This window comes from Georhizobium profundi (assembly GCF_003952725.1).
GTDB lineage: Bacteria > Pseudomonadota > Alphaproteobacteria > Rhizobiales > Rhizobiaceae > Georhizobium > Georhizobium profundi.
This window is the reverse complement of sequence record NZ_CP032509.1, coordinates 1,551,439-1,571,874: the sequence shown is the minus strand read 5'-3', so window position 1 is coordinate 1,571,874 and position 20,436 is coordinate 1,551,439. Positions and strand designations below refer to the sequence as shown.

18 protein-coding genes, 1 tRNA gene and 1 pseudogene are annotated in these 20,436 nt (G+C 62.1%); 11 read left to right on the top strand and 9 right to left on the bottom strand.

The window, feature by feature from the left end:
• Positions 1-37 precede the first annotated feature (37 nt).
• From glpD to D5400_RS21500, 4 genes and pseudogenes are all read right to left on the bottom strand, one after another.
• Positions 38-1,567, bottom strand: a complete 1,530-nt coding sequence (glpD, locus tag D5400_RS07300) for a glycerol-3-phosphate dehydrogenase (protein ID WP_245451473.1) — start codon at positions 1,565-1,567, stop codon at positions 38-40.
• A 144-nt stretch (positions 1,568-1,711) separates the two neighbouring features.
• Positions 1,712-2,476 (bottom strand): DeoR/GlpR family DNA-binding transcription regulator, encoded by a 765-nt coding sequence (locus tag D5400_RS07295; RefSeq protein ID WP_126009062.1) that lies wholly within the window; start codon positions 2,474-2,476, stop codon positions 1,712-1,714.
• Positions 2,477-2,713: 237 nt separating this feature from the next.
• Positions 2,714-3,199, bottom strand: coding sequence for a bacterioferritin (bfr, locus tag D5400_RS07290; RefSeq protein ID WP_126009060.1), 486 nt, complete (start codon positions 3,197-3,199; stop codon positions 2,714-2,716).
• Positions 3,171-3,476 (bottom strand): annotated as a pseudogene (locus D5400_RS21500) ((2Fe-2S)-binding protein); the annotation flags it as partial. The pseudogene D5400_RS21500 and the gene bfr, both read right to left, overlap by 29 nt.
• Positions 3,477-4,044: 568 nt before the next feature.
• Here D5400_RS21500 and D5400_RS07280 point away from each other — a divergent pair.
• Entirely contained in the window at positions 4,045-5,301 is a 1,257-nt protein-coding gene (locus D5400_RS07280; RefSeq protein ID WP_245451472.1) for an MFS transporter, read from the top strand.
• A 13-nt stretch (positions 5,302-5,314) separates the two neighbouring features.
• Here the strand turns inward: D5400_RS07280 and D5400_RS07275 are convergent, their stop codons facing one another.
• Positions 5,315-6,283: a Gfo/Idh/MocA family protein gene (locus D5400_RS07275; protein WP_126009058.1), complete on the bottom strand. Its 969-nt coding sequence runs from the start codon at positions 6,281-6,283 to the stop codon at positions 5,315-5,317.
• A 227-nt stretch (positions 6,284-6,510) separates the two neighbouring features.
• Here D5400_RS07275 and D5400_RS07270 point away from each other — a divergent pair.
• Positions 6,511-6,587, top strand: a tRNA-Met gene (locus D5400_RS07270).
• A 511-nt stretch (positions 6,588-7,098) separates the two neighbouring features.
• Positions 7,099-8,082 (top strand): calcium/sodium antiporter, encoded by a 984-nt coding sequence (locus D5400_RS07265; protein ID WP_126009056.1) that lies wholly within the window; start codon positions 7,099-7,101, stop codon positions 8,080-8,082.
• Positions 8,083-8,156: 74 nt separating this feature from the next.
• Here D5400_RS07265 and D5400_RS07260 read toward each other — a convergent pair whose 3' ends face one another.
• On the bottom strand, positions 8,157-9,194 hold the full coding sequence (locus D5400_RS07260) for an aldo/keto reductase (RefSeq protein WP_245451471.1): 1,038 nt from the start codon (positions 9,192-9,194) through the stop codon (positions 8,157-8,159).
• Positions 9,195-9,342: 148 nt separating this feature from the next.
• Between D5400_RS07260 and D5400_RS07255 the strand changes: the two genes are divergently transcribed.
• Complete coding sequence (locus D5400_RS07255; protein ID WP_205665534.1) at positions 9,343-9,966, top strand: TetR/AcrR family transcriptional regulator; 624 nt, start codon at positions 9,343-9,345, stop codon at positions 9,964-9,966.
• An 87-nt stretch (positions 9,967-10,053) separates the two neighbouring features.
• Here D5400_RS07255 and D5400_RS07250 read toward each other — a convergent pair whose 3' ends face one another.
• Positions 10,054-11,319 carry an amidohydrolase family protein gene (locus tag D5400_RS07250; protein WP_126009052.1) on the bottom strand — a complete coding sequence of 422 codons (1,266 nt, stop codon included), beginning with the start codon at positions 11,317-11,319 and terminating at the stop codon, positions 10,054-10,056.
• A 107-nt stretch (positions 11,320-11,426) separates the two neighbouring features.
• Here D5400_RS07250 and D5400_RS07245 point away from each other — a divergent pair, with 107 nt between their 5' ends.
• On the top strand, positions 11,427-11,855 hold the full coding sequence (locus D5400_RS07245) for a nuclear transport factor 2 family protein (RefSeq protein ID WP_126009050.1): 429 nt from the start codon (positions 11,427-11,429) through the stop codon (positions 11,853-11,855).
• A gap of 15 nt (positions 11,856-11,870) precedes the next feature.
• Here D5400_RS07245 and D5400_RS07240 read toward each other — a convergent pair whose 3' ends face one another.
• Positions 11,871-12,563 (bottom strand): GntR family transcriptional regulator, encoded by a 693-nt coding sequence (locus D5400_RS07240; RefSeq protein WP_126012898.1) that lies wholly within the window; start codon positions 12,561-12,563, stop codon positions 11,871-11,873.
• Between the two features lie 315 nt (positions 12,564-12,878).
• On the opposite strand from D5400_RS07240, the gene D5400_RS07235 reads away from it, so the two are divergent.
• The 6 genes from D5400_RS07235 (at position 12,879) to D5400_RS07210 (ending at position 19,863) form a co-directional block, all read left to right on the top strand.
• Positions 12,879-13,769, top strand: a complete 891-nt coding sequence (locus D5400_RS07235) for an ABC transporter ATP-binding protein (RefSeq protein ID WP_425364903.1) — start codon at positions 12,879-12,881, stop codon at positions 13,767-13,769.
• A complete protein-coding gene (locus tag D5400_RS07230) occupies positions 13,766-14,536 on the top strand; it encodes an ABC transporter permease (RefSeq protein ID WP_126009046.1) in 771 nt (256 codons plus the stop codon). The genes D5400_RS07235 and D5400_RS07230 overlap by 4 nt, the downstream gene beginning before the upstream one ends.
• Before the next feature lie 48 nt (positions 14,537-14,584).
• The gene (locus tag D5400_RS07225; RefSeq protein ID WP_126009044.1) at positions 14,585-15,610 is read left to right on the top strand and encodes an ABC transporter substrate-binding protein; all 1,026 of its coding nucleotides are present in this window, start codon (positions 14,585-14,587) and stop codon (positions 15,608-15,610) included.
• Between the two features lie 85 nt (positions 15,611-15,695).
• Entirely contained in the window at positions 15,696-17,138 is a 1,443-nt protein-coding gene (locus tag D5400_RS07220; protein ID WP_126009042.1) for an amidohydrolase family protein, read from the top strand.
• Positions 17,139-17,192: 54 nt separating this feature from the next.
• Positions 17,193-18,734 (top strand): gamma-glutamyltransferase family protein, encoded by a 1,542-nt coding sequence (locus D5400_RS07215; RefSeq protein WP_126012895.1) that lies wholly within the window; start codon positions 17,193-17,195, stop codon positions 18,732-18,734.
• 115 nt (positions 18,735-18,849) lie between these two features.
• A complete protein-coding gene (locus D5400_RS07210; protein ID WP_245451470.1) occupies positions 18,850-19,863 on the top strand; it encodes a sensor domain-containing diguanylate cyclase in 1,014 nt (337 codons plus the stop codon).
• A gap of 58 nt (positions 19,864-19,921) precedes the next feature.
• Here D5400_RS07210 and D5400_RS07205 read toward each other — a convergent pair whose 3' ends face one another.
• On the bottom strand, positions 19,922-20,113 hold the full coding sequence (locus D5400_RS07205) for a hypothetical protein (RefSeq protein WP_126009038.1): 192 nt from the start codon (positions 20,111-20,113) through the stop codon (positions 19,922-19,924).
• Positions 20,114-20,436 lie beyond the last annotated feature (323 nt).

Here is a 20,436-nt window from a genome sequence, read left to right as displayed (position 1 = left end):
TTCGCGCAGTCTCGCGGCCAGGCCGCGGCCGCCCGTCTTACTCGGCCGCCGAATGGCTGATGCCGCTTCTCTTTTCCCGCATGTATCGATCGAGCGCGGCAGCCTCCTCCGCGCCGGTCTTCAGGCCGAGCTTGGTGCGACGCCACAGAACGTCCTCGGCCGATTGCGCCCATTCCTGCTCGATCAGGTAGGCGACCTCCAACTCGTAGAGATCAGCCCCGAAATGATGGCCAAGATCGCTTGCCTGAGAGGCAGTGCCGAGGAGCTTCCAGGCGCGCGTCCCGTAAAGCCGGACAAGGCGATGCGCCTGCTGCTCGCTCAGGAACGGATAGTCGCCCTTGAGCCGGCGCACCTGCTCCGGAAAGCCTTCGGCATCGAAATCGCCCCCCGGCAAAGTCGCGCCTGCCGTCCATGGCTTGCCCTTGGGCCCGATCGCCTCGGCGATCTTGTCCATCATCGATTCCGCCAGGCGCCGATAGGTGGTGATCTTGCCGCCGAACACGTTGATCAGTGCCGGTCCGCCATTCGCACCATCGCGCTTCAGCACATAGTCGCGCGTGGCTTCCTGCGCCTTGCTGGCGCCGTCATCATAAAGCGGCCGCACGCCCGAATAGGTCCAGACGACGTCGCTGCGCTTGATGGGATTGGCGAAATATTCGCTGGCGGCATCGCATAGATAATCGATTTCCGCCTGCGAGATGGCAGCGTCCTTCGGGTCGCCCTCATAGTCCAGATCCGTCGTGCCGATCAGCGTGAAATCGCCCTCATACGGAATGGCGAAGATGATCCGGCCGTCGGCGTTCTGGAAAATGTAGCACCGGTCATGCTCGAAAAGCCGCCGCACGACGATATGGCTGCCCTTTACGAGCCGCACATTGTGAACATCGTTACGACCGACAGCACGCGAGAGAACCTGATCGACCCAGGGACCTGCCGCATTGACGACGGCGCGCGCCCGAACGTCTTCCCGCCGGCCGCTCGCCTGATCTTCGATCGTCAGCAACCAGCCATCCTTTTCCGTGCGGGCAGAAACAAGCTTGGCGCGCGGCCGGATGACGGCCCCTCTGTCGGCCGCATCGCGGGCGTTCAGCACCACGAGACGCGCATCATCGACCCAGCAGTCGGAATATTCGAACGCTTTTGAGAACAGCGGCTTCAGCGGCTTGCCGGCTGGATCGCGCTTCATGTCGAGCGTCTTCGTTGCCGGAAGACGGCGGCGCCCGCCGATATGGTCGTAGAGGAAGAGCCCGAGGCGCAGCAGCCAGGCAGGACGCAGACCCTTGTGGTGGGGCAGCACGAAACGCAGCGGCCAGATGATGTGCGGCGCCATGCCCCAGAGCACTTCGCGCTCCATCAGCGCCTCGCGCACCAAGCGAAACTCGTAATGCTCGAGATAGCGAAGACCGCCATGGACGAGCTTCGTCGACCATGAGGATGTGCCCGAAGCAAAATCGTTCATTTCGGCCAGGCAGACGCTGTAGCCGCGACCAACGGCATCCCGCGCGATGCCGCATCCATTGATGCCACCGCCGACAATGAAAATGTCGAACGCCTTCGAACCGGACACGGAACCCCTCCCACTTCGCAATGCAGCATTCTATTGCGCTGCACGAAAGTTAGTGAAAGCATAACGAACCAAAAACGAATGTCAAAGGCGAATTCGAAGAACGCACGTCATTTTGGCCCGCGATCGGCAGGCACAACAAGAATATCAGATGGCGACTTCCACCAGGCGGACGTCGGATTCCTCACAAATCCTCCGAATTCTAGGGTCTGGACAACGGTCCGTGATGAAGCTGTCGACCTGCGAAATGTGCCCGATCCGGACGGGCGCTGTCCGCTCGAATTTTGTGGAATCGCACACGAGAATGACATGGCGCGCATTGGCGATGATCGCCTGCGCGACCTTCACTTCTCGGAAATCGAAATCCAGCAATGCGCCGTCTTCATCGATCGCGGAGGCACCGATCACGGCGTAATCGACCTTAAATTGACGGATGAAATCGACTGCCGCCTCGCCGACGATGCCGCCGTCCGATCCACGGACCACGCCGCCTGCAATCACCACTTCGATCGATGGGTAAAGACGTAACCTGTTGGCAACATTGATGTTGTTTGTGATGACCATCAATTCGGTGTGGTCGGTCAACGCCTCGCCGACGGCTTCCGTCGTCGTGCCGATATTGATGAACAAGGAGGCGTTGTTGGGAATGAGATGCGCCGCTTCACGACCAATCGCGATCTTTTCGCGCGAGGCGATCAGACGGCGTTTTTCATACTGCAGGTTCTCGCTGCCGCTCGGCAGAGCCGCGCCGCCATGAATGCGAACGAGCTGGCGATGATCGCAAAGATCGTTGAGATCCTTGCGGATGGTCTGCGGCGTGACCCCGAACTTCGATGCAAGGTCGTCGACAATGACCCGGCCATCAGCCTTGGCAATGTCGAGAATCTGCTGCTGCCGAACCGACAGAAACATGATGCACGCCTCTCCTCACCAGAACTTGCCTTGCATGCGCGCACCCGATCAGCGGCGCCGAAATGCCGCCACACCCTCCGCCGGGCACGACAACGCACATTGCCGGTGCACTATGCGCCAAACGAAAGAAAACCGAAAGTGGGAGATTTGCGGCGAGAGCCTGAGGCTGGTCGCGATCTGCAACGGATCGCTCGTCAAAGAAAAACCGGCGGCACCTGGATGCCGCCGGCTCGATGATTACTCGGCTTCGTTGGCCGGCAATGCGTTCAGGAGGCCGTAGCGCTCTTCGCCGATCTTGGCCATCAGTTCGAGCTGTGTTTCGAGGAAGTCGATGTGGCCTTCCTCGTCCTTCAGCAGGTCTTCGAAAAGCTCCATCGTGACGTAGTCGCCGCAATCGTGGCAGACGTCGCGCGATTCCTTGTAGGAGGTGCGTGCGTCGTACTCACCAGCGAGGTCGGATTCGAGAACTTCCTTGACGTTCTGCCCGATGCGCAGCGGCGCGACCGACTGCAGGTTCGGATGACCTTCGAGGAAGATGATGCGCTCGATGATCTTGTCGGCGTGCTGCATCTCTTCGATGGATTCCTCGCGCTCCTTCTTGGCGAGGCGGCCGTAACCCCAGTCAGCGAGAAGCCTGTAGTGGAGCCAGTACTGGTTCACCGCCCCCAATTCGAGAAACAGCGCCTTGTTCAGTCGCTCGATGACCCGTTCGTCGCCCTTCATGATGCCTCGTCCTTCCATACTGATCGAGCAGCGCGTTCAGCCGCTCCATGAAAGGAAGGACCTCAGCGCTCGGTGTGTTGCGGGTGTGGTACTCTTCGGTAACCCTCAGGATCGTATCCACCACATTGGGGAAACATCCGCAACATTTACCGCGTTTGCTGAGTGCGTGATAGACTTTTGCGGGCACGATCAGCTGCCAGCGATCTTCATCGAGCAACGACACGATCGTCGACTCGATGTCTTTCTGACTGATGTAATTGCAGTGACAAACGATCATGTCCAACCACTCTGCAATGCCGCCGAGTTAACAGGCGGCCATGATCGCCGACCGGTTGCCATCTCGCATCGCATGGGCAGCGAAAGGCGGCTGATCGGCTGGGCTCGCCAGTCTTATATGAGCCAGCGGATCAACTTTGTCAAAGGCCGCGGACAGATCGCGCCATGAAATCAATAGTTTAGAATTATTCCAAACTGAAAGTTGCTTGGGATTTTGTTGGTCACGGACGACGAAAGGCCGCCGGAACCCGGTTTGCGCCTGTTCATCCGAGGTCGCGTTCCGGGCCCGGCGGCCTTTTCCTTTGGCATCGTTCGATGCCGTCTTGCTGGCCCCCTCTGGACCTTGAACAAGACTATGCAACCAGTGTGCCAGACGGCCTGAAGACCTGAATGCAGGCTTTGTGACCCATCAGAATTTCTGAAAGATCCTACACCGATTAAAACTTGTGCAGGAAGAACCACGGTTGCATTCTCGCCGGGCAGCAGGCGGGCGGCGCAATCAGCGTCGTGCCGGGCGCTGCCCAGCATGCCGCGGCCCTCTTCAGCGGGTCACGAGCGGGGTCGTCCAAGTGTTTTCGTCATTTCTCTCCGGGCGCGTTCCCGCATCCTTTGCGCTCGATGGCCGCTATTCCTGGACGCGGCTTGCCATATCGGCTCTGATCGGCACGGTCGGCAGCGCCGGGATGTGGTCGGTCATCCTCGTCATGCCCGCTGTCGAGGCGGAGTTCGCGGTAAGCCGATCGATGGCATCCATGCCCTACACGGCAACGATGCTCGGCTTTGCCGTCGGCAACCTGCTGCTCGGCCGCGTCGTCGATCGCTTCGGCATAGCACCGTGCCTGCTGGGCGCGGCCCTGGCGCTCGCCATCGGCTTTGCCGGCGCGGCGATGGCGCCAAGCCTCATCGTCTTCACTATGATCCAGGGCTTTCTCATCGGGATCGGGACGGCGGCATCCTTCGGCCCGCTGATTGCCGACGTCTCGCACTGGTTTCGGCGCCGCCGCGGCATCGCGGTCGCGGCAGCCGCCAGCGGCAACTATCTCGCCGGCTCCATTTGGCCGCTTCTGCTCAAGGATATCATCGCGGTCGAAGGCTGGCGCACCGCCTATTTCACCATCGCGGTCATCTCGCTTTGCGTGATGATCCCCGGCGCGCTTCTCTTGCGGCCGCGCATTCCAGCCAATTTCACGGCCGATGCCAATCGCGTTGGCATCGACCCGGCAACCGGCCAGCGCATGACGCTTACGCCGCGCCAGCTGCAGTGGTTGCTGGCCGTCGCGGGCGTCGGCTGCTGCGTGGCCATGTCGATGCCACAGGTGCACATCGTCGCGCTCTGCGCCGATCTCGGCTACGGCGTCACCGCGGGCGCTGAAATGCTGGCCGTCATGGTAGCCGGCGGCGTCGTCAGCCGTCTCCTGTCAGGTGTACTCGCCGACAAGATCGGCGGCATCCGAACCCTGCTTCTCGGCACCATCGGCCAGCTTATTGCGCTGACGCTCTATCTGCCCTCCGATGGGCTGACGTCACTCTATGTGGTGTCGCTCGTCTTCGGTCTGTCCCAGGGCGGGATCGTGCCGAGCTATGCGATCATCGTGCGTGAATATCTGCCGGCCGAGGAAGCCGGCCGCCGCGTCGGCATCGTCATCATGGCAACCGTGCTCGGCATGGCACTCGGCGGCTGGCTATCCGGCGCGATCTATCAATGGACCGGCTCCTACCACGCCGCCTTCATCAACGGCATCGCCTGGAACGTGCTCAACGTCGCAATCATCACCTTCATCATGATGCGATCGCGCGGCAGCCCGTCGGTGCCGGCAACCGCCTGACAGATGAGCAGCCTCAGCTCTGGTGACGCACCATGCCGGCCGTGAGGATACGCATCACCGCCAGGCCATCGGAGACGGGAGTGCGCGGTGCTTCGCCCGTCTTGATGCAGTGCAGGAAATGCGCACACTCGCGCGTCAGCGGCAGGCCCTCGGGAATTGGCTGATAGACCGGCTCGGCACTTTCGAAATGGATGCTGCCGTCCTCGCGCCAGACCCGGTGCGGATAAAGCTGCAACTTCTCAGCCCACGGCGCGACATCGTCGAACACGGCCATCGCCTTGTCGCCAATCACCGAAAGCCGCCGCTCGCGGTAGGGATTGAGCCGCGAGGTGAACACGTGACCGCGAAGCCCGGAGGGAAACGTCAGATGCAGATGGGCGAAATCGCTCAAATGATCGATGACGGCCGTGCCCTCGCCCGACACGCGCGAGGGCTCTTCCCCCGTGATCGCCAAAATCAGCGACAGATCATGCGGCGCGATATCCCATAGCGCATCGTTTTCCGGGTGAAACTTGCCGAGCCCGACCCGGTGCGAGTGAATGTAGCGGATCTGCCCGAGCTCGCCGCTGTCAATCAGGTCCATGAGCCCTTCGAACGCCGGATGGAAGCGCAGCACGTGACCCGTCATGGCGATAAGGCCGGCGTCGCGCGCGGCTGCGACCACCGCCTCGCCGTCCTCGATCTTCAGCGCGATCGGTTTCTCCACGAGCACATGTTTGCCCGCGGCGATCGCGGCCAGCGCATTCTCGGCGTGAAATTGCGGCGGCAGTGCCAGCACGACGCCGTCGATATCGGGGTCTGCCAGAACCTCGGCAGGCGTGCGCGCAACCGTCCCGGTCTCCGCGGCAATTGCGGCCGCCCGCTCCGCATTGCGATCGGCCACCGCCACCAGCGCGCCGAGGCCACGCAGCGTCCGCGCGTGGTTTGCGCCCCAATAGCCCGCCCCGATGACCGCGATGGCCGGCACGTCCCGTTCCGTCATGGTTTCCGCCTCTTCTTGCCTGCGGCTGGGATAGTCATCCCGCCATTGAAGCGCAAGTCGGCAGTGGGGGGGCGCACATCGCTTGAACAACCCGCCTGCCCGGAGATCACCCAGGTCCCAAGCTTTTGAAGCGCTGCCGCTTGACACCGAAAACCGCCACACCTTATATGCCGCCGACCCCAGCGATTGAGCGGCGCACCCGCACCAAGACCTGTCGCACGGGACCCGGCGGAGTAGCTCAGTAGGTTAGAGCAGAGGAATCATAATCCTTGTGTCGGGGGTTCGAATCCCTCCTCCGCTACCATTGTCTTATCCAAGCAAAATCAAACACTTAAGGCCGAACAGGGGTTCAGTTTTATGTGTGACATCTCGCGCCAATGTATGCGGAGATGTAATGGGTCGGATTTCCTACCTCACGCGCCGGGACGGGCGTTACTACGTGCGACAGCTCGCCGATCTCAAAGCAACGGCGTCTCGCTTGGCGGTCCATTGCTTCGAATTGATCTTTCCGGACGAGACGCGCTTGCGTTCCGTGCACGGCGCCCCGAAGCGCGGATTTCTTCGATCGGCATGGAAGCTTCGACGAACGTGCCCGGCGACACGCTGCTATTCAACGCAAGCTGGGCACGGGTTCGGATGATGGCGCGGGAAAACGTGCTGTCAGCCTCGATTGCGCCGGTGCTTGGCTCTTGCTTACTTCGACAACACGGCTACATCGGATCGGAAGCGTGGTCGATGTCGGCTCATGCTGAACCGCAGGCATCACGTCAGTCGCACCGCGCTAGCGGGCCGCGCTCTAATCAGGAGTTCTATTCATGTTCGAGGTCTGGCTCCCACTGCTCGGAGGCCTTGTTCTGCTGTTGGTTGGCGGCGAACTCCTCGTTGGCGGTGCCGTGAACGTGGCTACGCGCCTTGGCGTCTCGCCTCTCGTCATCGGGCTGACGCTCGTTGGCTTCGGAACTTCGATGCCCGAACTCGTCACCTCGGTTCAGGCCGGGCTTGCCGGCTCCAGCGGCATTGCGTACGGCAATATCGTCGGTTCGAACATCGCAAACACCTTGCTGATCATGGGCGTTGCAGCACTCGTGATGCCAATTGCGGTTGAATCGCGCGCATTGCGGCGCGATGGCGTGACGATGGTCGCAGCCACGCTTGTATTCGCGGGTATCGCCGCCTTCATGCCGATGAGCAGACTGGCGGGCCTGGTCTTCATCCTTGCGCTTTGCGCCTATATCTACATCGCGTTTCGCCAGGAAAGCACGGGCCCATCCGATCATGGAGCGGCATTCGACAAAGGTGCTGCGCGGCAGGAGGCAGGTTCTGCCCTTACTCCGACTGAAGTGCGCCCGGCCCGGTCTCTCGGCTTTTCCCTCGCCACCGCCATCGCAGGGTTGGCGCTCGTGATCATCGGAGGCACGTTTCTCGTATCGGGCGCCGTTGCGCTTGCACGGGGCTTTGGCATTTCCGAGACCGTCATCGGATTGACGATCGTGGCAGTGGGAACTTCGATGCCCGAAATGGTGACCTCGGTGGTCGCGGGCCTGAAAAAACAGGGCGATGTCGCGTTCGGCAACATCGTCGGCTCCAACATCTACAATATTCTCGGCATCGGCGGTTTCACCGCTCTCATCGCTCCGGGCGCGGTACCGCGTGAGATCGCCACCTTCGATAATCTGGTGATGATCGCCGTGGCTTTCCTGCTCCTTGCGTTTGCTTTCACCAGCAGACGCGTCAGCAGATGGGAAGGGGGCGTACTGCTCGCGCTTTACGCTGGCTACGTCTTCCTCATCTGGCCGTGAGAGACCCGAGACTGACTGAGCAAAGGCCCCGCCTTGGGCTGCGCCCTCGTCAAACGCGCTGGAAACCTACTGTTTTATTCGCGATCGACGACGGAGGCTCCGCCGAAGACGAAGTTTTGGCGCGCCTGCGGTGAGAAGAGCCCATAGAGCATCGCGGTTTGTGGGCTGCTGACCTCGTCGAGGATGGCGATCTGGTCTGCCGGCAGCCGAAGCTCGGTGGCAGCAACGTTGTCGTGAACCTGAGACACGCGGCTCACCCCCATCAGGGCCGTATCGACCCCGCGTCTCGACAGAACCCAGGCCAGCGCCACGCGCGCAGGCGTCTCTCCGATCGTATCGGCAACACCGCGAAGCGCTTCGACGATGGCCCAGTTGCGATCGGTGAACAGCGTATCGCCGAAGGGATTGCTTCCATCCAGCCGCTTGTCGCCTTCCGGACGCGAAGCACCGGTCCCGGCATCGCTCGGCAGCCCTCCGGCACGGGGCGCGCCCGCTTCGACCGCAGCGCGATCATACTTGCCCGTGAGCAGGCCGTAGGCAAGCGGGCTCCAGGGAACCATGCCGAGGCCCATCGCCCGAGCAAGCGGCAGATGCTCGGCCTCCACCTCACGGCTGACGAGAGAATAGAAATACTGCAGCGCGATGGGGCCAGGCATGGCGTGGACGGACGCAAGCGTCGCCACTCTCGCGGCATACCAAGCAGGCGCGTTGGACAGTCCCCAGTAACGGATCTTGCCTGCCCGCACGAGGTTCGTCATCGTCTCCAGAAGTTCCTCCGCTGGCGTCACCGTATCCCAGATGTGGACCCAATAGAGGTCGACATAGTCGGTCTCAAGCCGGCGCAGCGATCCCTCAAGCGCGGCGTGGACGTGCTTGGAGCCATTGCCACCGACATGTGGGCCGCGGCCGTTGGCAAAGCCGGATTTCGTCGCAACGACGAGGCTGTCGCGCAGCCCGCGATCCGCGATGATTTCGCCGACCATTTCCTCGCTGCGGCCTCCGGCATAGACGTCGGCGGTGTCGATGAGGTTTCCACCCGCCTCGACATAGGCATCGAAAACAGCTTCTGCGTCGGGACGCTCCATGCCCCATCGATCGATGCCAAAGGTCATGGTCCCCAGTGAAAGCGGGCTTACGAGAAGGCCTGACCGACCCAGCGGACGATATGAACCCAGAGACATACGATGGTTTCCTAGTGATCGCTACAAAACCTCTCTAACCGCCTTGAGATAGTCGGTCAAGCATTCTACAGTGAACCTTATGAAATCAACGGCCGCATCCACGACAAAACGCGCTGGTCGCCCGCTGTCCTTCGACAGGGACGCGGCGCTTGACAGCGCCATGCACCTCTTCTGGCGCCATGGATATGAGGCCACTTCGATCGCCGACCTGACCCGTGTCATGGGCATCATGCCGCCAAGCCTATATGCTGCTTTCGGGGACAAGCGACGCCTCTTCCTGGAGGCGGTTCAGCTCTATCTGGGCGGCCTCGATGCCATCGAGCAAAAAATTGCGGAGGCGCCCACAGCCCATGATGCAGCCCGGGACCTGCTCGTCGCCGCAGCACTCGGTGACACGCGGGACGACGCGCCGCCCGGCTGTCTTCTCGCCAGTTCCCTCGTCAGCAGTTCGACGGAAGCCGATGCCGTGCGCGAGTCGCTGGCCGCTATCCGCAGGAGCATCGAGGCGGCCCTGCGCGCCCGGATCGAGCGGGATATCCGTGAGGGCATCCTTCCATCAGGTTCCGATGCGGAGATACTGGCGGGCCACGTCTTCGCTGTCATTCAGGGCATGTCGACCCTGGCTAAGGACGGGGCCTCTCGGACCAAGCTGCTGGGAATTGTGGATCGCGTGATGGCCGGCTGGCCGCAGACAGATCCCTGAGACTTCCAGCTGCCGGCAGGCCATTTGAACGGCGGTGACGCGAACGGAAGTGCGAGCGGGGTTCTGCCGAGCCTTTGGACGGCCCTATCAGAAGCTGGAACTGCCTTTCCGCAGCGCTGCCTGCTTGACGTGCGAAGGAGAGAGCAGGCGCGCCGGTTCACGCACGAATGTCGGCTGGCCGCGCTTGTAGCCTTTGATCGGATCTGGAAGCGCCGCCAGGGCCTCGACCTCGTCTCGCGCATCGACAACAATCATGTCGGCAGCGGCACCCCTAGCGATCCCGTAATTTGGAAGCCGCATTAAGCGTGCAGGACTTTCCGTCACAAGGTCGAGCACAGAGCCAAAGTCCGAAGGGCCGGCGTGGCAGACATTGGCGTAGAGGTTCGCCATGCGCAGCAGCGAGAGATCGCCGAAAGGTGTGAACGGGTTCAGCACATTGTTGGTGGCGATCGAGCAGGTGACGCCCTGCGCCTGAAGGCGGTGGACCGGCGTCACGCCGCGCGGCACATTCCCGTCATGCGTGCGGCCCATGAGATAGAGGTCCGTGGCCGGCAAAGTGGTCACGGCAACGCCCGACTGCTCCAAGCGTATTGCGATCTGCGCCAAGGCGTCAGCGGAGAGCGCGGAAAGCTTCGTCGCGTGCCCCACGGCAACCCGCCCTCCCCAGCCGCGTCGCTCCGTTTCACGCATGACGGCGTCGAGGTGCATCCAACTGGGGTCGAGATCGAAATCGAGGTGGAAATCGAGATCGACATCGAAGCGTTGAGCCAGATCGAAGATGCGTGCGACATGAGCATCGGGACGCGTGTCGGTATAGGGGCAGCCACCGAGGACGTCGGCGCCCTGCTCGAGCGCTGAGACCAGAAGCGCTTCCGTGCCCGGACGATTGAACAGCCCTTCCTGCGGAAACACGCAGATGTTGAGATCGATGGCCCACGCATAATCCTGCTTCAGGCTTAGGATCGCCTCGAAACTGCGAAGCCCGACCGCCGGGTCCAGTTCCACATGGGTGCGCATGTGGCTCGTTCCTTGGGTGATTGCGCGGTCGAGGCATCGTGCGCCGCGGGCGTAGACATCCTCGCAGGTGAAATCGGCTTTGAGGCGGGAAACGGCAGCGATGGCATCGGCCAGTCCGCCATGGTCATGGCCGCAGCGGTTCAGGAGGCACGCCTTGTCCAGATGCACATGTGTGTCGCAGAAGCCCGGCAGGATCAGCCTTCCGCCAAGATCTTCATGCGGTGCGGATGACGAAATCCGTGGCTGGATTTCCGCGATCAGCCCTCCACGGATGCCAATGTCCACGGGCTCTGCGCGGCCGCGTATCCGCCCGTTGCGGAGAACCAGATCAAGCATTGAAGACCGCTCACTTGCGCGAAAGAATAGCATGCAATATGCATATCAAAATGTATTCAATCAAGCCGAATACTCGACACACCGCACGAGCGAACGAAGGAGCGATCATGTCTGTCCAATCCCTGGCCAATGCCCCTGACGATCGCATCCATGACGATGCCGAGATCGTGCGCCGCTATCTGGAGACATCGATGATCCCGGATCCGGAAGGCGCCGCCGCTTTCGTCGCGCCGGAATTCGTCGTGACCTTCACCGGTGGGCGCGATTTCGACCATCCGCGCGGTCCCACGGCGTTTAACGCCGCCCGCTACAACTGGGTGAAGAAGAAGATGGATCGGTTCGACGTCGCACCGGGCGACGGTGAGACTGTCGTCTACAGCATCGGTACATTGTACGGCGAATGGCCTGATGGGACGCCCTTCAAGGACAACCGCTACGTTGACCGGTTCGTCGTTCGCAACGGCAAGATCGTGAAGATGGATGTCTGGAACGACAGCGCCGAATGGATCCTCGATCCTTCAGTTTCCCGCAGCTGAGGCTGCCGGCAAGACTTAAGCCTTGCGCGGACGCTTCGATCGCGAAGCAACCTCTTCCGCATAAGGTGCAAGAATATCCATGAGCTCGCGATTGCGCGCGTCCGGTGCGACTAGCAGCGCGCGATCGGCCACCTGCTCGAGATGCTCACGCATCAGCCGCATGGCTTCCTGAACATCTCCTTCAGCAAGAGCGTCGATCAACACGCTGTGCTCGTTGACGGCACATTCCGACGAGTGCGGCCGGCCGAAAGCGGAGAGCGTAAGGCCGCATCTGTATGAGACCTCGTTGACGTAGCGCGTGAGGATCGGCTTTCCGGTCATTTCGGCAAGCAGCACATGAAACTCGGTCGCAAGCCTGATCGAGGTTGCCTCACTGCCCTGCCGCGCCGCCTGCTCCGCCTCCACATGCTCGCGCAGCCGAGCGATCTGTTTCTTGTCGAGCCGGCCGGCAAGCGCCTTCACCACCAGGCCTTCCAGTTCGATGCGGATGTCGAACGTGTCGCGCGCCTCTTCCATCGAGGGCGTGGCGACCACCGCGATGCGGTTGCGCCGCAGGTCGACCAGACCTTCTGCCCCGAGTTGCCCGAGGGCATGGCGAGCAATCGTTCGGCTCACCCCGAAGCGCTCGCCAAGCGCATCTTCCGGCAGCCGATCGCCTGGCCGGAGCGCCTGCTCCACAATGGCGCGGCGGATTGCACGACAGATCATGCCCGCCTTGTCACCCAGACCATCGCGCGAAACGGGGGAACCCGGCGCCTTGTCTTCTCGAACCACAGAAGTTCTCCATCCCAGCGACAGAGTGATTAACGGCAGCGGGTGTCTTTATCAATCAAGGAGAGTGCTGTGCGCATGCAGTTCGCCGCTCAATTTGCAGCCAACGCTTTGCTCAATTCGTGTGCAGCAACGGCAATCGATCGATTGCTCGCCGCGTCGTCGTTCCGCCGATTTCTCGTGGACCATTGAAAACACTGCCCTTCTCCGATCCACGAGAAACTGGCATCACGATTGCATACACTCTCTGTTATGAACAGTATGCACAAATTGACCCCTCCCCCGGCTGGCTCGCAGATCGCCGCAGCAGCGCAGCGGCATATCCGAACGCCGGCTGTGGAGCTTTCCCAGGCGACCGTGACGTTCGGACGGGGCGACAATCAGGTTCCGGCGCTTTCCGAGACGTCGCTCAAGATCGGCGATGGCGAGTTTCTCGCCCTCGTCGGCCCTTCCGGCTGCGGCAAATCCACGATCCTCAAGCTCGCCGCCGGCCTGATCAGACCGACGACCGGAGCGGTCTTCGTCGGCGGCAGGGAAGTCGAAGCCAAGGCTTTGCGGATCGGAATGGCGTTCCAGAACCCCACATTGCTGCCATGGCTCACGATCGAGAAGAACGTGATGATGCCACTCAAGATCGTGCGGCCGTTCCGTCATGAATTCCGCGCCAAGCGGAAGACAGAGTTCCGCGACCGTGTTCATGCCCTGCTCGAGGAAGTCGGGCTCAAGGGGTTTGCCAACCATTATCCCTGGCAATTGTCAGGGGGCATGCTGCAGCGCGCTAATCTTTGCCGCGCCCTCGTGCATGAACCCCGCCTCCTGCTCCTCGACGAACCCTTCGGGGCGCTCGACCAATTCACCCGTGAGGAACTGTGGAGCACGCTGCAGGACCTGTGGCTGAAGCTGAAACCCACGGTGCTGCTCGTCACCCATGACCTCAAGGAAGCCGGCTATCTCGCAGAGCGCATCTGCGTCATGAGCGCCCGACCGGGTCGCATCCTTGACGACAGCGCCGTCACCTTCCCTCGTCCGCGCACGGTCGAGATGACGTTCGAACCGGGTTTCGTCGAGCTCAACCAGCGACTGCGCGGACTGATCGTCGAAGCGCGCAGCGGAAACACCGCCACCAGCGAGGTGCGCCCATGAACGAGCAGTTCAAACGCCGCATTGCGGCCGGCGCGCTCATTGTCGCGTTCTTCGTCACCTGGGAAGCATTGTGCATCCTGCTCGGCGTGTCGGATCTCGTGCTGCCGCGCCCGTCGCAAGTCTTCACCACGCTCTTCACCCGCATCAACGTGTTGTGGCCGCATATCGTGCAGACGCTGATGACGACCATGGTGGGCTTTGCCTGCGGTGTTTCCGTCGGCGTCATCATTGGCTCGGTGATCGGGGTATCGCGTACGGCCTACGACACCGCCTACCCGCTGCTAATTGGCTTTTCGTCGATCCCGAAGGTCGCCGTCGTCCCGATCTTCGTGCTCTGGTTCGGCTCGGGCACCGTCCCTGCCATCCTCACCGCCATCGTCATCTGCTTCTTCCCGATCGTCGTGAACATCGCGACCGGCCTCGCCACGACCGAGCCGGAGCAGGAGGACACGCTGAAAGCGCTCGGCGCCAGCAAGTTCGACATTCTCTGGAATGTCGGCCTGCCGCGCACCATGCCCTTCTTCTTTGCTGCGCTGAAAGTGGCCATCACCTACGCCTTCGTCGGCACCGTGTTGTCCGAAACCGTCGCGTCGAACCGCGGCATCGGCAATGTGATGATGTCGGCCTCCTCCAACTTCGATGTCCCGCTCGTCTTTGCCGGCCTGTTCATTCTCGCAGGCATGGGCGTGACGCTCTACGCGATCTTCTCTGCGATCGAGGGCCGGGTCATCGGCTGGGCGACCCGCAAGAACGAAATCGCCACCTGAACCCAACGACCAACCATAAGCCGAACACCACAACACAGGGGAACTGCCATGAAGACCTTTCTGACCGCAACGCTGGTGACCACGCTGCTTGCCTCGTCCGCGCTGGCACAAGACTTGACCGATATCCGCTTCACGCTCGGCTGGAAGACCCAGGGCTCCGACGCTGCGTTTTTCGTTGCGAAGGATAAGGGCTATTTCGAAGAGGAAGGCCTCAACGTCATCATCGACCAGGGCGAAGGCTCAGGCGCGACCGTCACGCGCATCATGGGCGGAGCCTATGATGCCGGTTTCGGCGATATCAACGCCATCATCCAGAACGCCTCCGAACGGCCGGACGACGCGCCGGTCATGGTCTACATGATGTGGAACCAGCCGCCCTTCGCCATCGTGACGAAGAAGGAAAGCGGCATCACCTCGATCGAGGATTTCCAGGGGCGCACGCTCGGCGGCGCACAAGGCACGCCGACCACGCGCCTCCTGCCCGTCTTCGCCCGCACGAACGATCTCGACATGGAAGCCATCGAGATTTCGAACATGGCGCCGAACCTCCAGGAACCGATGCTGATCCGGGACGAGATCGACGGTGCGCTGGTCTTCAACATCACCAGCTACTTCAATCTGCTCGCAAACCGCCAGGATCCGGAAGCCGACTACGACTGGTGGCAGTTCGGCGACTACGGCATGGATCTCTATTCCAACGGCCTGATGGTGTCGCAGCGACTGCTCGACGAAAATCCAGATGCAGTGGCAGGCCTCGTCCGTGCGGTGAACAAGGCGTCGATCGAAATCGGCGTTGATCAGGACACGGCGATGGAAGCCGTCGTCAATTACGACAACCTCGTCAACGCCGAGATCGAGCGCCAGCGCCTGAACTTCGCCTATGAGCGGCTGATGGCATCGGAAGAAGCGGCCGAAATTGGTCTCGGCGATGTCGATGACGAGCGTCTCGCACGGGCCATCGACATCGTGGTCGAAGGCTACGGGCTAACCGCAACCCCGGCCGTCGACCAGGTCTTCTCGCGCGAATTCCTGCCGCCACGCGAAGAGCGCGAACTGGTCTACGAAGCCGACTGAGGCCGGCGACCGTCGATCTCCAAAATCAGGCGGCGCTGGCTTTGTCGGCGCCGCAGTCAATTCAAGCAGAGGCGGGCGCAGTCCGATGCCCACAATCCAAGCACGCCACGCGCTGACGGGACGTGGAGCCGATCTTTCGGTCCCGCTCGCCCTGTCGTGGGAAAACGAGCTCATCACGCGGGCCTCAACGGCGCCTCTTCAACAGGATGCGCCGCGCAGACTGATCATCCCCGCTTTTGCCAATGCGCATGATCACGCGCGGCCGCTTGCGCTGTCGTCCTTCGGCGCCGCCTTCATGCCGCTTGAAACATGGCTGCCTCGCTCGATGCTCGCGACACCGCCAGACGCCTATCTTGCGGCTCTGGCACCGCTCGCACGCGCGGCGCGCTCCGGCTGTGGCTCGATCATGGTTCACTACACCCGTCCGAGCGGCAAGCTCTCGCCGGTCGACGAGGCGCGCGAGGTCGCCCGCGCCGCCCGCGATATCGGCGTGCGGATCGCCTACGCGCCTGCGATCCGCGATCAGAACCCGATCGTCTATGGCGATGAAGCGAGCCTGCTTGCAGGACTATCGCCCGAAGCGGAGAAGATCGTGAAAGAGACCTACTGCCGGCCTCCGCTCACCGTCGACGCGCTGATCGACATGACGGACGAGATCGCGGATGCAATCACCGGACCCATGGTCGATGTGCAGTATGGCCCGGCCGCCGTTCAATGGTGCTCGCATGAACTTCTCGTCCGTGTCGCTAAGCGTTCCGCACAAACCGGTCGGCGCGTCCACATGCACCTGCTTGAAACGCCCTATCAGCGGCACTGGGCAGACCGGACCTTTCCCCAGGGCATCGTGACCTATCTAAAGGACATCGGGCTTTTGTCGCCGCGCCTAACGCTCGCCCACTGCATTCATGCGAGGCCGGACGAATTGGACATGATCGCCGAAGCAGGCGCATCCATCGTCACGAACTCCTCGTCGAACATGCATCTGCGCTCGGGCATCGGGCCCATTGCCGAAGCGCGGCGACGAGGCTGCCGGATCGCGATCGGCATGGACGGCCTGGCCTTCGACGAAGACGATGACATGGTTCGCGAAACCCGCATCGCCAACGCCCTGCACGGCGGCCTCGGCTTCGACGAAAGCTGGAACCGGACAGAGTTTCTTCTCGAAAGCGTTGCCCATGGGCGCCGTTCCACCGGTGCGCCGGGAACAGGAGCCCTCGCGGCCGGCGAGGCCGCCGACTTCATCGTCATCGACCACGAGGCCCTCGACCGCGATCGCATCATGGAAGTCGATCCGATCGACCTCCTCTTCGCTCGGGCAACCGCGGCCCATATCGAGGAGGTCGTCGTGGCCGGCCGCAGCATCGTCAAGAACGGTGGAGTCCTGGGCGTCGATCTTCCCGCAGCCGAAGACGAACTGCGCGCACGGTATCGCCAGCAGGCCGACCGCTTCGCCGAACTCGATGCCGCCTGGCCGCAGATCGAGACGGCGCTCGAAGGCTGGTTCCGCGATCATGCCGGCTGCTGCTGAAGGACATTGACCATGCACGACACCAAAGGCCGGCTCGCGACATCCAGGACGGCAATGGTCACAAGCCCCCACCACCTGGCGAGCGAGGCCGGACGAGATGTGCTGGCCGCAGGCGGCAGTGCGATCGATGCGGCAATCGCGATCGGCGCCACGCTCGCCGTCGTCTACCCGCATTTCTGCGGACTTGGCGGCGATGCCATCTGGATCGTCAGTGATGAGACCGGCAAGGCCGACACGCTGTCCGGCATCGGCCAGGCCGCCGCGAACATCAGCAACATCCCTGCTCCGATACCGCTGCGCGGTCCCATGTCGGCGATCACGAGTGCCTGTGTCGTCGACAGCTGGGGCACAGCCCATGACTTCGCGCGAACGCGCTGGGGCGGCGGACCAAGTTTCGCATCACTTCTGGAGCCGGCAATTGCCCTGGCCGAGGAGGGATTTCCCCTCAGCGCATCGCAGGCCTTCTGGCTCGATTTCCGCCGCAGCGAGATGGGCACCTGGGCCGGCTTCTCGGCACTTTACGACACATCGCACCTGAAGACCGAAAGCGACTTGGTCCGCCTGCCGCAGTTGGCAGCGAGCCTGCGCATGATCGCGCGCGACGGATACCGCAGCTTCTACGAAGGTGAACTTGCCGCCAAGATCGCCGAAGGTTTGCAGGCGGCCGGTTCGCCGCTGAGCGCCGCCGATCTCGCTGCCACGCGCACGCGCGTCGAGCCGCCGCTGCGCCTTGGCTATCGCGGACTGGATTTGCTGGCTCCGCCGCCTCCGACGCAGGGCGTGTCGACACTCGAGATCATGGCTCTGCTCGACCGCATTGGCATCGCCGAAGCTGCGGCCGACAACGCCGATTATTATCACCTCGTTGTCGAGGCCATCAAACAGGCGTTCCTGTCACGGACCGACATCGCAGATCCGGACTTCAGCCCTCTGGACGTCGGCGCATGGCTCGCTCCTGAACGCCTGGCCGACAAAGCCGCGCGGATCGATCGGCAAGCCGCCCTGCCCTGGCCTCACAGGTTCAAGACCGGGGATACGGTATTCTTTGCCGCTGTTGACGCGCATGGCCGTAGCGCCAGTGTCTTGCAGAGCATCTATTTTGATTGGGGCAGCGGTGTCGTGGCCGGCGACACGGGCATTTTGTGGCAGAACCGGGGAGCGGCATTCTCACGCGATCCGGCCTCGCCCAACCGCCTTCGTCCGGGCGCCCGTCCCTTCTATACGCTCAACCCAGGCATGACTTTGAAGGATGGTAGGCCGCACCTCCTCTATGGAACGCAGGGCGCCGACGGTCAGCCGCAAACGCTTGCCACGCTTCTGTCGCGGGTGATCGACCATGGCTTCGATCCAGCCGCTGCACTGGCGGCGCCGCGTTTCCTGCTTGGCCGAACCTTTTCGGACAGCCGCGACAGCCTGAAGATCGAAGAGAGCGTCGGTGAAGAGGTGCTCAACAAGCTTGCGCAGCGCGGCCACGAGATCAGCCTGCTGGAACCGCACAGTCCGATTTCGGGACAGGCCGGTCTCATCCGCGTCGAGAACGGTATCATCGAAGGCGCACATGATCCCCGCAGCGACGGTGTCGCGTTGGGTCTCTGAGCCGGAGGATCCAATCCGCGCGACTGAAGAAAGCCTGCTCGCGCTGCGACGGCAGGTGAGCAATCCTTAATTCTCCCGCACTAGACTTCCGGCGCAACGTTGAGGATGCGCACTGGTGCACGAGTTTCTGGCGAGTCAATTTGACGATATGGCTGTGTTGCGCCGGCGCGTCGACGAACTGCTTGCAGTCGTCGCCTTGCAGGAACGGGAGCTCGCCCACTCTCGCAAAATCTTTGCGCGCTCGTCCGAGGCAGCACAGATCGGCGTCTGGGAGTGTGAACTCGCAGACAATTCGCTGCGCTGGACGGATGTAGTCTACGACATTTTCGATCTGCCGCGAGGCTCGATGCCTACGCGAGAAACCACGCTTGCGCTTTACACACCGCAGTCGCGGGCAGAGATGGAGCGACGACGCAGCCAGGCGATCGCAGACCGCACCGGCTTTTCGTTCGACGCCGAGATCGTCACTGCGAGAGGCGTACAGAAGTTCATGCGCATCACCGCGCAGGTCGAGTGCGAGAACGGCGTCGCGGTTCGTATTTTTGGCATGAAGCAGGACATCACGGCCGAAAAACGCGCTGTCGACCGCCTGCGTCACCTCGCAGCGTTCGATGAGATGACCGGGTTGCCGAACCGGTCGCAATTTCAGGAGAGGCTGGTCAACCAGGGAGCAGCCGACGCGATTTCGGCACTGCTCCTCATCGATCTCGATGGCTTCAAGCAGGTCAATGACGGGCACGGCCATATGGTGGGAGACGCCTGCCTGCGCGAAACGGCTGCACGGCTTCTGGCGACGTGTGCGTCAGCCGATCTCGTCGCGCGGATCGGCGGCGATGAGTTTGCAGTGCTGATGGGTGCGGGTGCCAATCTGGAGGACATCGCGGAATGCGCCCGCGCGATCACTGTTGCCATGGCCAACCCTTTTGAGCTTGCAGGAAACAGTCACGCACTCGGCGCTTCGGTCGGCATTGCCTTAGCGAAAGGGATCGACCCAGCCGATCTCTTCGCCAATGCCGACACGGCGCTTTACGCGGCAAAGTCCGCTGGCCGCGGTACTTTCCGGATCTTCAAAGGCCCGCCCAAGGTCGAAGGTCCATCCATTACGGGACGCAACAGCGCAGCCGCTTGATGTGCGATGAGCCGGTCAGCCGCCATCGAAGCAACAGGCAGACCCTGACGCGCGCCGATTAGGCATCTCGGCTAAACTCTTCGCAGCGGAACTTCTCGATATGCCAGCCGGGATGATCGCCAGCCCAGCGTGCAAGCGTCATGATAGAAGTCTGCACACAGGCAGCCTTGGACCCTTCTGAGGAAATGATGTGTTCACGGCATTGATCCGGCTGCGAAATGAGGCATGCAAGCAAAACAAGGTCGATCATGCTGCTTCTCCGAACAAGCGATGCGGCGTACCAAGCAAATACCATGCCTGCTGCAGCTATGCAGCCGATGTCCTCGCCGTCGTCGTACCAGCGCAACCAGCACCCGCAGTGGCGCGAAGTGACGCCGCGGGATGCTCCGGAATTGACAGTCTATGCTTGGCTCGGATCGTCGATGGCAGGTTTATAACCGCGCGGCCGGTTTTCCGCCGGACCTTCCCAACGAGGGCGCTCATCTGATGTTCCGGGTTGCGGTGGCTGTGCGGTCGACGCCCCGGATTGCGATGGCACTGTGGTGTGGTGCTCCGATGGCTTCGTGACCCGGT